Genomic DNA, 13,969 nt, shown 5'->3' on the forward strand with positions numbered 1-13,969 from the left:
AAATCTTGCCCAAATGGCTATCTACAATTAACCCGCCCAATGATATAATCCAGCATTAATCAAGAATTAAAAATTATTTAATTAATGAAACTAAAAACAGGGAAATTAGGGCTCGGTATAATATTTTGTAGCTTTAACGCGATCGCCCCCAGCACCGCTGAAATTGTCCCAGATGCGAGTCTCCCAGTCAATACCACCGTAATTGTCAACGACAGTAATAACTTTATACAGGGCGGAACGCGATCGGGCGACAATCTATTTCACAGTTTTCGAGAATTTTCGCTGCTGACCGGGGAAACGGCGTTTTTTAACAATTCCACAGACATTCAAAATATTTTCAGCCGCGTTACGGGCGGCTCGATTTCTAATATTGATGGTGCAATCAAAGCTAACGGTACTGCAAATCTATTTTTGCTCAATCCGAATGGGATTATTTTTGGGCCGAACGCTTCATTAAATATTGGCGGTTCGTTTGTGGCGACTACGGCGAGTGCTGTACAGTTTGGAAATGGCAGGGAATTCGGCGTTAATGTTTCACAAAATACGCCTTTGCTAATAGTTAACGTTCCTCTGGGATTGCAGTACGGACAACAGCCCGGAACTATAGTAAATCGATCGACTGATGGACTGCAAGTGCGATCGGGCAATAGTTTGATACTTGCGGGCGGCGATGTGAGATTGGACGGCGGAAAAATCCTGGCACCGGGCGGCCGAGTCGAACTCGCAGCCGTTGCTGGCGGGGAAACTGTAGGGCTGAACGCCTTCGGTAACAATGTGAGTTTGACTTTTCCAGCGCAGGTAGCCAGAACCGATGTATCTCTCACAAACGGCGCTGACGTGAATGTACGCGCTGGAGGCGGCGGGAGTATTGCTGTCAATGCTCGTAACTTGAACATGACAGAAGGAAGTAAACTGCGGGCGGGAATAGCGGAAGGATTGGGCGCGCCTGACGCCTTGGCGGGGAATATTGATATTAATGTGGCGGGGGCTGTCTCCTTTGATGGAGTCGATAATATTGATATACCGAGCGGTACATACAATCTAGTCAGAGGCGAAGGTGTTGGTGACGGGGGTAATATTAATATCGCAGCCGAATCGCTTTCTTTAACTAATGGATCTATAGTAAAAGCCAGCACGTTTGGAGACGGAAATGCTGGCAATGTTAACATTCGCATTCGCAATGCCAGCTCCTTTGACGGTGGGAATGGCGAGAACTTCAGCGGCGTCTACAGCAGAGTCGAAGATTATCGAGCAGTGGGTAATGCAGGCAATATTCAGATCGCGACAGGTTCCCTCTCACTCACAAACGGTGGTGTGATTACAGCTAGCACTGAAGGAAAGGGCAATGCTGGCAATATCGCGATTTACGTCAGGAATGATACTGTTTTGGAAGGAGTGGGGCCATTATATCAACTTACTCTACCATCTGGCGAAGTGCTGCAAGTCCAACAATCCTCTGGCTTGTATAGTAGCGTCAAAAGAACAGGGGTTGGTACGGGGGGCAACATTAACCTTTTTACTCGATCGCTATCAATTGCAAATGGTGGTGTTATTGTTACCAGAACAGAAGGGCAGGGGCGAGCTGGAAATATCGCAGTGAATGCTGCTGATTTCGTGACAGTTGATGGGGTCGGTCCAGATCGATCGTCCAGCGCTTTGCTAGCTCCAACAGAGCCAGGGGCGGGGGGTCGAGGTGGGGATATTACGGTTAATACTAATTTTTTTCGAGTCTCAAATGGAGCGGTTGTTAACTCCCAAACCCAGAACGAATATGATGGGGGAAACATCACGATTAATGCTAATATTTTTGAGGCTACTGGGGGCGGACAGGCGATCGCCACAACTCGCAGCAGCGGTCAAGCTGGTAATTTGACAGTCAATGCTGCTGACAAAATTATTCTCTCAGGTAGCGATCGCAATTTTAGCGATCGAGCCTCGCTATTCAATACAAACATCGTCGGTAACAATGAAGGTGCTGCTAGCGGACTATTTGCCAGTACCGGGAAAGATTCCACAGGTGCGGGCGGCAATTTAAACGTTAGAACCGGGCAGTTAATTGTCCGAGATAGCGCCGAAATTACTGTCAGTGCTGACGGTCAAGGAGCTGCGGGAAACTTGAGAATTGCGGCCGACTCAATTCGTTTAGATAGCGGAGCAATTAAAGCCACAACTCAAGCCGGAAATTTTGGCAATATTACCTTGCAAACAGGAAATTTGCAACTGCGCCGCAACAGTCAAATTACTACTAATGCTTCTGGCACTGCTACAGGCGGCAATATTAATATCGAAGCTGGGACTGTAGCTGCTTTAGAAAATAGCGACATCCGCGCCAATGCGATCCGAGGTCGGGGCGGAAATATTATCATTAATACACAAGGTATTTTTCGCTCTTTGGACAGCGATATCGACGCTAGTTCAGAATTAGGAATTGACGGCAATGTCGAACTCAGAACTCCCGATATTGACCCCGTACAAGGATTAAATCAGCCAGAAATTCCCGGAGTTCCGCCGCAGCCGGCGCGAGGCTGTCAAAGTAGCGGCCAAAGAGCAAGTCGGTTTGTGATTACCGGGCGCGGCGGTTTGCCGCCGATTCCCAGCGATCGAGTCAGCAGCAGCGGCGAGGATAATTTTGATGCCGCTGAGCCGTTGGTTGAGGCTCAAGGCTGGATCGTTAATGCTAAAGGTGAGGTGGAATTAGTGGCGAATTCGGCGGTAGTTGTGCCTTACAGCCCAGGGGGAGCGCCTATTTGCAATTGAGAGTCTTCTCTTTAAGTTGCCATCAGATTTAACATTACCCACAGTCAGGAAACGGCAGTGCCGTTTCCCTACAATTAATCGGGCGATAGTTACATCTCTCGCGTAGCTTGCGGGGTTCCCAGCCATCGCTCATGATTATTTTGGGGTAGGGAAACGGCATTGCCGTGTCCTCCGTTGCTTTTTCAATATTAGTCCTATCTTTAAACTGGCGTACCCAGAATTACCCACTGCATTAACTGCTGCCACTCGGGAGATTGAGCTAATAAATCTGCATCCAATTCATTTCCCGCATTCTGCGAAAACTCGGCGAAACATTCCGTCCAATTAATTACTGTTTCCACAGGCAAATAAGGCGTATAATTCCAAGAACGCTGCAAAAACTCTACCATCTCAACAGAATGACCGGTGCGGTACAAATACCAAGCAATCCAAACTAAGGTACTGTACTTGATTTGTTTTTCCAACAAACGTATTTTATCCGGCAATTCGGGGCGGGCAAAAAAATTGTCCATGACTGCGGCGAGGGATTTAGCCTGCGGTAAACCTTTGTACATGGCGCTTTGTTCGTGCTGGCGGTAGCAAACTGTTACTTGCCGCAGCCAATCTGCTTCGCATCCCATTAAGGCTAAACGCAGCACTAAATCTGTATCTTCGGCTGGGGGAAATCTCGGGTCAAATCCGCCGGCGCGCTCTAACCAATGGCGGCGAAATACCATCGCACTGGGTAATACTGGTTTCCACCTGAGCCACATTTCTAAGTCTAATTTAGGGATGTTTTGCCATAGTTTGACATCTTTTAGCGGTTCGCCTTTACTGTTGACTAAACGCCAGCCGCTGTGGACTATTCCTAGATTTGGTTGCGCTGCAAATACAGCCATTTGTGCTGCTATTTTGTCTGGGAAAAAGTAGTCGTCAGCATCGAGAAAGGCGATGAATTCTCCTCGCGCTAGCTCGATGCCGCGATTTCGGGCAATCGAAACTCCTTGATTTTGTTGGTAAATGTAGCGAATTCGATCGCCGTATTTCTCTAAAACTAATCTCGTATCATCTTTGGAACCGTCGTCTATGACAATAATTTCCCAGTCAGTATAGGTTTGGTGGAGAACGCTATCTACGGCTTGGCCGACGTAATCCGCGCAGTTGTAAGCCGGAATTACTACGCTTACCTGCGGGGTGCGATCGCTCATAACATCACTCATAATTAATTATATTAAATTCGGTTGCGTCTTTATTGTACAATAGTTGTAGGGTGCGTCAGGAACTGACGCACCCTACAAGGGGTTCTTTTATTCATTAATTTCCGTTCAAGAATTTGCAAATGTAAGTTGGTGCGAATTCATTAAATCAGGGCGACGAATTGCTAAAGGGTTGCGATCGCCTTTTACCTTCAAATACTTGTCAGCTACTTGCAAAACCTGTTCTGGATTGGGTGGCTTGCTCAAAAAATCGGAAGCACCTGTAAATTTCGCTCGCGTGCGGTCAATTATACTGTCTTGACCGGTCAAAAACACGATCGGAGTTTCCCGAAAAGCCGGTGTTTTTCGCAAAAAATTGCACAAAGCAAAGCCGCTTGTCTTCGGCATCACCACGTCCATAAAAATTAAACCAGGCTTGTGTTTGGCGATGATGCCCACTCCCTGCATCGGGTCTTGAATTTTTAGGACTCGATACCCCGCCGGCAATAAAATTTGCTCTAAAAATTCGCATACTGTCGGACTGTCGTCGATACAGGCAATCAAAGGGCGACCCGGCCGGGACATCGCCGCGGCAAGGCGCCACTGTTCTATAGGCGAAGGTAAGTCTGGTACAGTTCGGAAATTTACTAAACCCTGCTTGATGTAATTAACTAAAGCGCGAGTTGCCACTGTCACGCACTGCTTTTTCTTAAATGCAATATCCCAAAGAGTATTCTCGCCGTTAAAGACGTTAGTCAAAGCTATCAAAGAATTAGAACTAAATCGATGTTGCTGCAACTGGGCCGACGCTTTTAAAAGCGGTGCTTGTTCTGGATCTACCAGCCACAAACCCATTGCTTTCCACTTGTGCCAAAGTTGTTCTGTAGAGCACAGAATTTGCTCTACTTCCGTTAAAGACAGCACCAAAGAAGAGATAATTTTAGAAAAATATTTTTCTGACGGACGCCACTCCCGGCGCAAACCCGATTGACCGATCAGAGCAAAGAACACTTCGGAAACGCTGCTGTGGACGATCGCCTTAGCTTGTTCCACACTCATTTCGCTGGCAGCTAACCCTTGCTCTATCAGTTGATATTCCCACAGTTCCCCAGCTTCGAGGTCTCTGAGATCCACTTGAAAGTTTCGACAGTGTTGCCCGATCGCCCTGTACCAGCGCCTCGCTCTGTGCGCTCCTCCTGTGGCATAAACCAAACTACCCCGAAAAAAGTAAAGTTGCCACTGTTGTTCCCCTTGCTCTAACAGCAGTTTCCCCGTTGCTTGTTTCTGGCTAAGGACTGCCAAAGTATGAGACAACATTTTGTACCCGATTGCGGTAGCAGACATATTCACTCGCATCCCCTGTACTCTGTTTCTACTATTATATAGCTGCCCAGTTGTGGAAGAGAACAGTAATATTACTGAATTTGGGTAAAAAAAAACAACTAATGCTACGAGTTTAACCGCATCAGGGAGTGATTCCCCTCGGGAGTTTTAGCCATGAGGATGCAGCGCCTCTGTGCACTATTAACTAATCACTAAAATCCTGCTTCTCACTAATAACTAATTCCCCTCGCTATCTTTGGGAGGTACGGGATCGTAACCCCCAGGATGAAAAGGATGACAGCGCAAAATCCGCCCAATTGCCATCCGGCCGCCGCGGGCCGCCCCAAATCTTTCTATGGCTTCGATCGCGTATTGCGAACAAGTTGGGTGAAATCTACAGGCGTTAGGCAAATAAGGAGAAATCCCCATTTTGTAGCCTCGGATTAATCCGATCGGCAATATTTTCACAATTGTGGCCTCAGCGCTTGATTAGATTAATCGAAAAATCTTGTCCCATGCCACTAAAAGCTAGGTGAATCCACAGCATCCCCAGCGGTTCTAGCAATCGAGCTTGCTTCAAATCCCCCGCATCAATCACCTCAAATCCGATGTCTTGCGCGACATTAGTTACAATCTTCTTCGCCTCTACATCGTCTCCGCAAATAAACGCAGTTGCTGTTTGCGAGCCGAACTGCAAATTTTCAAAACAGCTTGCGCCAATGTTGTTAAAAGCTTTAACAACCAGCGCTTCTGGTGCCCATTTAGCAATTTCTTCTGCGGCGGAAGTAGTGTAGCCGATCGTCAGTCCGGCAGCAAGTCCAGCGGGAGTCATTTCGATCGGATTCGTAGCGTCAATAATAATTTTGCCAGTCAAGTTTCCCGCAGCCGCGATCGCCTCTTGGGTGGCATTCCAAGGCGTAGCTAATATCAAAACTTCTCCGTGACTTGCAGCTTCCTGAACCCTAGCTGCTAGTGCTTTCCCTCCTGTAGATTCTACAGCAGACTGCACTTTAGAACTCTGTGGGTCTCTGACACCAAATACAATTTCATGACCTTTTTGGGTTAAAATGCGTCCCAGAGTTCCGCCAACATTTCCAGCGCCAATTATACCTATTTTCATTTTTTGCCTCTTGGATAGCTAAAACACAATTTGAGGAGCCAAGATGCTACTTGTATCTGAAGTAACTACTTGACCGATACCTAAAAATTGACCATCTTCATTATAAACCTGCAAGGGAGAAGATGAGGAAAGGGAGGGATTTTTTTCTACTTTCCTATTTTCCATAATTTCTGCGATCGGGAGGCGCTGACCTTGAAACCAGCGTTTGGTATATTCAGGAGAAAGGACGATCGCCCCTAAATGTCCCAAAACCGCCGATGGCAAAATCGGGCAGAAGTTATTCTCCTGCAATTGCAGTTCTAATTCTTCAAAACTGAGACTTTGGTCGATCGAGAAACCGCTGCTTTCGGTGCGAGTCAAACAAGCCAAAGTACCGCCTGCATTCAACAGTGCGCCCAAATCCCGCGCGATCGCCCGAATGTAAGTACCGGCCCCGCAGGCGATCGCCAAATCCAATTCAGGAAAATCCCCCGATCGCCAATCCAAGATTTCCAGTCGAAAAACCTCAACATTCCTAGCAGCAACTTCCACCGTTTCGCCTTTTCTAGCTAACTCGTAAAGGCGTTTTCCTCCCACCTGAACCGCACTAAAAATCGGCGGAAATTGCTCGATTTTTCCTAGGAAACTTGGCAGTGCAGATTGCACTTTTTCTAAACTCAACTCCGGCACAGGCCGAGAATGGATAATTTCTCCTTCCAAATCGTCCGTAGCGGTAGTTAAGCCAAACCGAATCGTACCTTCGTAAGCTTTATTGTGTTGGAGAAATTGCAGCAGTCTGGTTGCTTTGCCCAGGGCGATCGGCAAAACGCCAGTCACAGCAGGATCGAGGGTTCCTCCGTGTCCGACTCGCTTGAGTTTCAATAGCCGGCGCACTCGCCCCACGCAGTCGTGAGAAGTCATGCCCGCAGGTTTGTTGAGATTGAGAAAACCGTCAGTAGTCATTAGTCAGTTGTTAGTTGTCAGTTGTCAGTTGTTAGTTGTTAGTTGTCTGTTGTTATTAGCTTTCCTGTCAACAGTTAACAGTCAACAGTTAACAGTCAACCGTCAACAATTCCCAATTAAAAAATAAAGTCCGCCTGACTGATAGAAGTGTTGGCAACTCCGAATAAAGTAGCCAGAGTTTCCTTGGTGCTTGTAAGCTGAATAATTGTACTCGGCGAAGTTCCGGCCCCAGCGGAAATGGTGAGTTCGCCAAAGGTAAGGCCGGCACTCAAGCGAATTCGATCCGTACCATCAGTAAAATCTGCAATCACATCCCCGTCTGCCAAACGCCCGATCGCAAAAGTATCGTTTCCGACGCCGCCAGTTAAAGTATCTCGGCCGCGATCGCCCGATAAACAGTCATCGCCAATCCCACCAACCAGCGAGTCGTCGCCGGCCCCCCCAAACAAAGTATCATTGCCCGCGCCTCCCAACAAAGTATCGCTATCTTGGTTGCCAAACAGCAGATCGTTGCCATCGTCGCCGCTTACCGAGTCAGAACCTTTGCCACCGTAGAAAGTATCGTCGCCCTCGCTGCCCAAAACGCTGTCGCGGCCGGCACCGCCGAACAGCAAATCATTGCCAGCGTCACCCCGCACGGAGTCGTCACCGTCGCCACCGTACAGGCTATCGTCTCCCGCCAAGCCGAAAATGCTGTCAGGGCCGCCCAAACCAAATATCAAGTCAGCGCCCGCAGTACCGCTGATGGAGTCGGGGCCGCTAGTGCCTCTCCTGCCGCTAGCTGCCCCTCCGGGACTCGTACCGGTGGTGGGGGTTGGGGTTGTGACTCTGGGAATTGGCTGTGATGGTACTGCTGTTGGCATGATTGTGGAGATGCGTAAAAATTTGCAATTCTAACTTAGCTTAAAAGCGGAAGTTATAAGCTCGCCAACCGCCGAGATCGGAAATATCGATCGCACCCGCCACAGCATAAGATTCGCACAAAAAGCCCTGCACCGTGGAGCCGTCCTCCAACACCAGCGTACCAATTCCCAAGGGCGGGGGAATTTTAGCGACAAATCCGCCGAAAGCCGCGATCGACAACTCCCAAACTTCCACCTCGATCGCGCTACCGCCCTCTATCTGACGCACCAATCCCGGCTTGCCCAGAGCAGTTCCCGTCAAAGCGTACAGCTTGTAAATCGGGCTGGTACGGCAGGCGCGAACCAAAATGCCTCCGAGCTCGATTAGTTGATAATTCAGCGGCTCACCGCTCAAATGAGCGCCAACCACGGCTATTTTGACTCGTTCTTCTGAGGAAGGTTTGGCGGCGATGGCGGGTTCCGGGAGGGTTGGCAGCGGCAGGTCGGTTGCGCCCAAAGTTCCCCCCAAGCGATCGTGGAAAGCAGATCCCAGGCTGCAGAGCGATAAATCGTGCCACGCAGGAGCCATCAGTGTCAATCCTGCGGGCAATCCGCTGCTTTGAAACCCGCTGGGAACTGCGATCGCGCACAAATCGAGCAAATTTGCAAAGTTCGTGTAGCGCCCGAGATTGGTGTTGAGCGCGATCGGCTCGGCTGCAACTTCTGCCACAGTATAAATCGTGCCTGTCGTGGGAACAGCCAAAACATCCATTGACTCCCACTGAATTTCTGCAAGCTTGCGGAGTTCGGCCAATCGGTACGACGCGCGGTAGGCAGAGACTGCATCGTAGCGTTTGCCGCCGCTGATAATCTCGTACACGATCGGATCGATATCCTCTGGGTGCGCGTCGAGGAAATCGCCGATCGCGGCCAACCTTTCTGCTACCCAAGGCCCGCCGTAGAGCAGTTCGGCAGCATCCGCAAATGGTTTGAAGTCAATAGGTGCGATCGTGCAGCCCAAAGATTGCAAGCGCGCGATCGCCTCTCGGTAGCGCTGTTCGGCTTCTGCATTCCCGAAAAATTCGAGTTCGCCGTCTGGGGGAACCCCCACCCGCAAGCGGGAAAAATCCGGCAAAACTTTCGTTTCTGGGCGACGAGAAAACGCATCCTCAGCGTCAAAACCGCTGGCTACTTGCAGCACGGAGGCCGCATCCGCACAGGTGAGAGCGAACACAGAAACGCAATCGAGCGATCGCACCGCCGGCAGCAGGCCGCGAGTGCTGAGCGAGCCGCAACTTGGCTTCAGCCCGACAATGTTGGTAAAAGCAGCGGGAACCCGCCCCGAGCCTGCGGTATCGGTACCCAGGGCAAAACTCACCAATCCGGCGGAGACTGCTGCTGCGGAACCGGAACTCGATCCGCCCGGGATGTAGTGCCGATCGAACGGATTGCGGCAAACTCCATAAGGCGTGCGGGTTCCCACTAATCCTGTGGCAAACTGATCCATGTTTGTTTTGCCGATCGCGATCGCACCTGCCGCGCACAGGCGCTCTACGACTGCGGACGATCGCGCTGGAGTGCGAGCAAACTGCGGACATCCCGCCGTAGTGGGAACGCCCGCCCAATCGAGATTATCTTTGATCGCAAAAGGTATTCCGTAGAGTGGCAACTGCTGCGGGTCTAGGTTTTGCAAGGCTTTGGCGCGTTCGAGGGTTTCCGCCAGCGGTGCTAAATAAATCCATACTGCCGGATCTGCATAGCGTTCGATCCGATCGTACACGCTGGCGATCGCATCTGCAGGCGCGAGCGAGCCGGTGCGGTAGCGATCGAGCAGCGAATGAATGTCGAGACTGTTGCTGTAGTTAAATTTTTCCATAATGCACCGTCAGTCGATTTTAGATTTTAGATTTTAGATTTTAGATTGAACAATTGGGTTTACAGGCTTTGCTGGGCGATCGATCGATTTTCGATTTTCGATTTTCGATTGAAGAAATTACTTCACAGGCTGTGTTTGGCGATCGTTATTACTCACCGAAGAGTACCATTCTCAAGAACAGGCAAGATGCCTGTTCCACAAAGAGTGTATTTCTTTCTTCTTGTGGGGTGGGCATCCTGCCCGCCCATAAAAGGCTTATTGAGAATGGTGGAACATCTCAGTTATTACAAATAGGATGTTAGTTTACCGCATTGTCGATCGCCTCCGCATCTAGTCTAGGGCGATCGAAATATTTCTCAAAAAATATTCAACCCTTGCCTTGCGGGTGCAAGTCTGTGTGCCCGTAAACTTCGCGATTTCCAACCGCCCGGTTTAATCTGCTAAAAACCTTAATTTGACAAATCCGAGAAAAACCATTTTTTGTAACATTTTACACATTTTATTATCAAGTTTGCTGTTACCGTTTGAAACGTACCAATCTAGTAGGATTGCACCCTACAGTATGCTTACCTTTCAAAAAGCTAAGTGCATTGCTGTTACCAACAGTCTCGAATAACTCCTTGGGTTGCAAACAGGACTTATACAGGCAAAAACCGAAAAAATTTAACAGCTTCTAGGGTTCCGATTTGAATCAGTTTCTAACTCAGCTTAGAAAGTTCAAGTGCTGGTCCGAGAGAAGCAGACTGGTCATCCCAATATTTTATTAATTTGAGGGGAACACTAGCCAGTTACACGGCGGGATAAAAGCCCGGGAGAAACGCGATCGGTCAGCAAGACTCGGTTCGTTAGCTCTCGGGCTTTATCCTTGTATATCAAGGGGGTTTGCGGAAGCTAAGGAAGCCAGCGAAGGTGCAAAAGCTCGATCGACATATTCACATTTAACCAGCAACCAGAATATGCTATGAATATCCGATATTGCTCCCCAAAAATAATGCGATCGCCCCTATCCTACTGCGCCATATTTTTCATCACCTTGTTTTTCGCTGTCGGCTGCGTCAACCCGGCAATTTATATAAAAACCACGACAGAAAGCGAAGCAGCTTCTTCAGTAAGTGCTGATGCAGTTAGCCTCGGATTCAGCGCGTGGCCCGGCTGGTTTCCTTGGCAAATTGCCAAAGAACAAAAGATATTTGAAGCCAACAATGTTCCTGTAGATTTAAAATGGTTTGACGGCTACTTAGAATCGATCAGCACCCTCACAGCAGGACAGATAAATGCTAACAGCCAAACCCTCGGCGATACAGTAAACTCCATATCAGGCGGCGCCGACCAAGTAATTGTTTTAGTCAACGACAACTCGACGGGAAATGACAAAGTGATTGTCGCCGAAGGCATCAATTCCGTTGCCGATTTAAAAGGGAAAAAAGTGGCTGCTGAAGAAGGTACAGTCGATCACTTTCTCTTATTGTTAGGGCTGAGAAAAGCAGGTTTATCAGTGCGGGATATTCAATTTGTACCGCTGGAAACTGGCAAAGCTGCGGCAGCTTTCGTCGGAGGACAAGTCGATGCGGTAGCAGTATTTGCGCCATTTACCACGCAGGCATTAAAACGCTCGAACAGCAAGGAACTGTTTAGTTCCAAAGACTTTCCGGGGGCGATTTCCGACCATTTGGTATTCACGCGAAAGTTTATCGGCGAACACCCCGATCGAGTGCAAGCCCTGGTCAATTCATGGTTCGCAACATTAGAATACATGAAAGCAAATAAAGAGAAATCTTACCAAATTCTCGCAAACCGCGCCGGAGTCAGCGTCGAGGAATACAAAGAATATGAAAACGGCACTAAGATATTTACGGTTGAGGAAAACTTGAAAGCTTTCCAACCGGGCAATGACATGACATCATTGCAGTTTGCGGCGGCAGAAATGACTAAATTCCTCGTCGATGTAAATTTAGCAAAAACCCAACCCGATGTCAGCAAGTTATTTGACGATCGCTTTATAAAAGCTTATTCCGAAGGTAAAAGTTAGAAGGCAAAAGTTCCATTTTACACAGAAAATAAAATTTCAAAAATATTCCTTTTTTAAATCCCAAAAGCTACTCAAATTACTCGATCAACCGTTCTGCAATTAAATCATGGCACCAAATCCCGAACCCCGATCGATCCAATCTCACCTCAAGCAAAAAAGCCTAAATCCCACCGTTTTCTGGCGGATTGCGGAAGAGATACCACAACCCCTCAATATTGGGTTAACGGTAACATCGATCGCACTGCCGCTGCTGCTGTGGTGGCTAGTAACAACCTTCGCTAACGTAGACCCCAAATTTTTGCCTTCCCCCGCCAAAGTTTTAGAGGCATTTGGGCGGCTGTGGAACACTCGCGAACTTTTGAAAGACACGGTAGCGAGTTTGTGGCGGGTGGGAGTGGGCTTTCTGTTCGCCTTGGTTTTTTCCATACCAATTGGCGTGCTGATGGGCAGTTTTCCCAGTATTCGCGCCTTGCTGGAACCCATGTTCGGCTTGATGCGATATATGCCCGCACCAGCATTCATTCCCCTACTAATTCTCTACTTGGGAATCGGCGAAGAACCCAAAATTACCCTGATCTTTATCGGTGTCTTTTTCTTCAATTCGCTGATGGTGATGGATACAGTCAAGTTTGTTCCAAAAGACTTGATCGAAGCTACTTATATGTTGGGCGGCAATCGCTGGGAAATCCTCACTCAAGTTATTTTTCCTCACGTTTTGCCGGGAATTCTTGATGCAAGCCGCATCAACTTAGCTGCGGCTTGGCAATTGGTAATCGTCTCGGAATTGATTGCCGCCACCGAAGGCTTAGGCCGCCGGATCAGTGTCGCCGGTCGATTTCTGCGAACCGATGAAATTTTTGTGGGGCTGATTGTCATTGGGGCGATCGGACTGACTTTTGACTTGCTTTTTCAATATCTGCTGCGGGTTTCTTGTAAATGGTCAAGTCAGAAACAGTAAGCAGATGTTGAAGGAAGAAGGAAGAAGGAAGAAGGCAGTGGTGTAAAATAAAATTGAAACCCACGCTAGATATCGTTGTTAGTCCTAAAATTTACAGATTTTGGGAATGAAAAAATCAATTTTTTACTTAAATTACAGAGGATAAACTCATGTTTCTGGAAATCAACAATCTGCACAAAAACTTTGAAACGAAAAACGGTAAATTAGTTGTCCTTAAGGACATCAACATGAGCATCAAGCAAGGCGAATTTATCTGCGCGGTAGGCGCATCCGGTTCGGGCAAATCTACTCTGTTGAGGCAGATTGCGGGATTGGACAAGCCGACAACAGGGGAAGTAAAAATTGACGGCAAGGAAGTTGTTTCGCCTGGGCCGGATCGAGGTATGGTATTTCAGCATTACACTCTTTATCCTTGGATGAACGTGCAGGAAAATGCCGAGTTTGGCCTCAAACTTCAAGGCGTGTCCAAGAAAAAGCGGCGCGAACAAGCTAGCTATTATTTGAGTGTGGTAGGATTGACGCAGTTTGCTTCGTCGCTACCGAAGGAATTGTCGGGCGGGATGAAACAGCGGGTGGCGATCGCCCGCGCCCTCGCTTCTGAACCTAAAGTGTTATTAATGGATGAACCTTTCGGCGCATTGGATATCCACACTAAAGAATCGATGCACGAATTCATGCTCGATTTGTGGCGCCGCACTCAGATTACAATCTTTATGATTACCCACGATGTCGAAGAAGCGGTGTTTCTTTCCAATCGGATTTATGCTTTGGGTGCTCGTCCCGGTACAGTGAGAAAGGAAATGTCGATTAATTTGCCCGATCGTACTCCCAGCGTTAAACGCCACGCCAAATTCCACGATTACCGCGACGAACTCATGGATTTGATGCGGAAACACGGACAGGAAGCAGTTGCAATGGCTGCTTAAATAGAAATAGGTTTGTAGTTG

11 protein-coding genes and 1 riboswitch are annotated in these 13,969 nt (G+C 48.3%); of the genes, 4 read left to right on the top strand and 7 right to left on the bottom strand.

Translation table 11 applies throughout. The features are described 5' to 3' along the window. The first annotated feature begins 84 nt into the window (after window positions 1–84). Window positions 85–2,757: a two-partner secretion domain-containing protein gene (locus QUA02_RS07305; RefSeq protein ID WP_333026365.1), complete on the top strand. Its 2,673-nt coding sequence runs from the start codon at window positions 85–87 to the stop codon at window positions 2,755–2,757. A gap of 200 nt (window positions 2,758–2,957) precedes the next feature. On the opposite strand, the gene QUA02_RS07310 is transcribed toward QUA02_RS07305, so the two are convergent. The 7 genes from QUA02_RS07310 to atzF form a co-directional block, all read right to left on the bottom strand. Further along, window positions 2,958–3,956 (bottom strand): glycosyltransferase family 2 protein, encoded by a 999-nt coding sequence (locus tag QUA02_RS07310; RefSeq protein WP_333026366.1) that lies wholly within the window; start codon window positions 3,954–3,956, stop codon window positions 2,958–2,960. A 105-nt stretch (window positions 3,957–4,061) separates the two neighbouring features. Next, on the bottom strand, window positions 4,062–5,276 hold the full coding sequence (locus tag QUA02_RS07315) for a response regulator (protein ID WP_333026367.1): 1,215 nt from the start codon (window positions 5,274–5,276) through the stop codon (window positions 4,062–4,064). Between the two features lie 216 nt (window positions 5,277–5,492). Continuing rightward, the gene (gene yidD, locus QUA02_RS07320) at window positions 5,493–5,723 is read right to left on the bottom strand and encodes a membrane protein insertion efficiency factor YidD (RefSeq protein ID WP_333026368.1); all 231 of its coding nucleotides are present in this window, start codon (window positions 5,721–5,723) and stop codon (window positions 5,493–5,495) included. A 10-nt stretch (window positions 5,724–5,733) separates the two neighbouring features. Then, window positions 5,734–6,375, bottom strand: a complete 642-nt coding sequence (locus QUA02_RS07325; protein WP_333026370.1) for an NADPH-dependent F420 reductase — start codon at window positions 6,373–6,375, stop codon at window positions 5,734–5,736. 18 nt (window positions 6,376–6,393) lie between these two features. Further along, entirely contained in the window at window positions 6,394–7,317 is a 924-nt protein-coding gene (gene truB / locus QUA02_RS07330) for a tRNA pseudouridine(55) synthase TruB (protein ID WP_333026372.1), read from the bottom strand. A gap of 116 nt (window positions 7,318–7,433) precedes the next feature. Continuing rightward, entirely contained in the window at window positions 7,434–8,180 is a 747-nt protein-coding gene (locus tag QUA02_RS07335) for a calcium-binding protein (RefSeq protein ID WP_333026373.1), read from the bottom strand. Window positions 8,181–8,220: 40 nt separating this feature from the next. Further along, window positions 8,221–10,035: an allophanate hydrolase gene (gene atzF, locus QUA02_RS07340; RefSeq protein ID WP_333026374.1), complete on the bottom strand. Its 1,815-nt coding sequence runs from the start codon at window positions 10,033–10,035 to the stop codon at window positions 8,221–8,223. A 662-nt stretch (window positions 10,036–10,697) separates the two neighbouring features. Further along, window positions 10,698–10,852: riboswitch (guanidine-I (ykkC/yxkD leader) on the top strand. 144 nt (window positions 10,853–10,996) lie between these two features. On the opposite strand from atzF, the gene QUA02_RS07345 reads away from it, so the two are divergent. The 3 genes from QUA02_RS07345 to QUA02_RS07355 all read left to right on the top strand — a co-directional run bounded on the left by QUA02_RS07345 (window position 10,997) and on the right by QUA02_RS07355 (window position 13,948). After that, complete coding sequence (locus QUA02_RS07345; protein ID WP_333026376.1) at window positions 10,997–12,064, top strand: ABC transporter substrate-binding protein; 1,068 nt, start codon at window positions 10,997–10,999, stop codon at window positions 12,062–12,064. Between the two features lie 106 nt (window positions 12,065–12,170). Next, on the top strand, window positions 12,171–13,022 hold the full coding sequence (locus QUA02_RS07350) for an ABC transporter permease (protein ID WP_333026377.1): 852 nt from the start codon (window positions 12,171–12,173) through the stop codon (window positions 13,020–13,022). Between the two features lie 149 nt (window positions 13,023–13,171). After that, window positions 13,172–13,948 carry an ABC transporter ATP-binding protein gene (locus QUA02_RS07355; protein WP_333026379.1) on the top strand — a complete coding sequence of 259 codons (777 nt, stop codon included), beginning with the start codon at window positions 13,172–13,174 and terminating at the stop codon, window positions 13,946–13,948. The last annotated feature ends 21 nt before the right edge of the window (window positions 13,949–13,969 follow it).

This window comes from Microcoleus pseudofavosus SVA1_A4 (assembly GCF_036700565.1).
Taxonomy (GTDB): Bacteria; Cyanobacteriota; Cyanobacteriia; order Cyanobacteriales; family Microcoleaceae; genus Microcoleus.

What these genes read in the sequence shown, in the direction of transcription:
- QUA02_RS07305 (WP_333026365.1), top strand. Translation starts at nt 85, where the DNA reads ATGAAACTAAAAACAGGGAAATTAGGGCTCGGTATAATATTTTGTAGC.
- QUA02_RS07310 (WP_333026366.1), bottom strand. Translation starts at nt 3,956, where the DNA reads ATGAGTGATGTTATGAGCGATCGCACCCCGCAGGTAAGCGTAGTAATT.
- QUA02_RS07315 (WP_333026367.1), bottom strand. Translation starts at nt 5,276, where the DNA reads ATGTCTGCTACCGCAATCGGGTACAAAATGTTGTCTCATACTTTGGCA.
- QUA02_RS07325 (WP_333026370.1), bottom strand. Translation starts at nt 6,375, where the DNA reads ATGAAAATAGGTATAATTGGCGCTGGAAATGTTGGCGGAACTCTGGGA.
- truB (WP_333026372.1), bottom strand. Translation starts at nt 7,317, where the DNA reads ATGACTACTGACGGTTTTCTCAATCTCAACAAACCTGCGGGCATGACT.
- QUA02_RS07335 (WP_333026373.1), bottom strand. Translation starts at nt 8,180, where the DNA reads ATGCCAACAGCAGTACCATCACAGCCAATTCCCAGAGTCACAACCCCA.
- atzF (WP_333026374.1), bottom strand. Translation starts at nt 10,035, where the DNA reads ATGGAAAAATTTAACTACAGCAACAGTCTCGACATTCATTCGCTGCTC.
- QUA02_RS07345 (WP_333026376.1), top strand. Translation starts at nt 10,997, where the DNA reads ATGAATATCCGATATTGCTCCCCAAAAATAATGCGATCGCCCCTATCC.
- QUA02_RS07350 (WP_333026377.1), top strand. Translation starts at nt 12,171, where the DNA reads ATGGCACCAAATCCCGAACCCCGATCGATCCAATCTCACCTCAAGCAA.
- QUA02_RS07355 (WP_333026379.1), top strand. Translation starts at nt 13,172, where the DNA reads ATGTTTCTGGAAATCAACAATCTGCACAAAAACTTTGAAACGAAAAAC.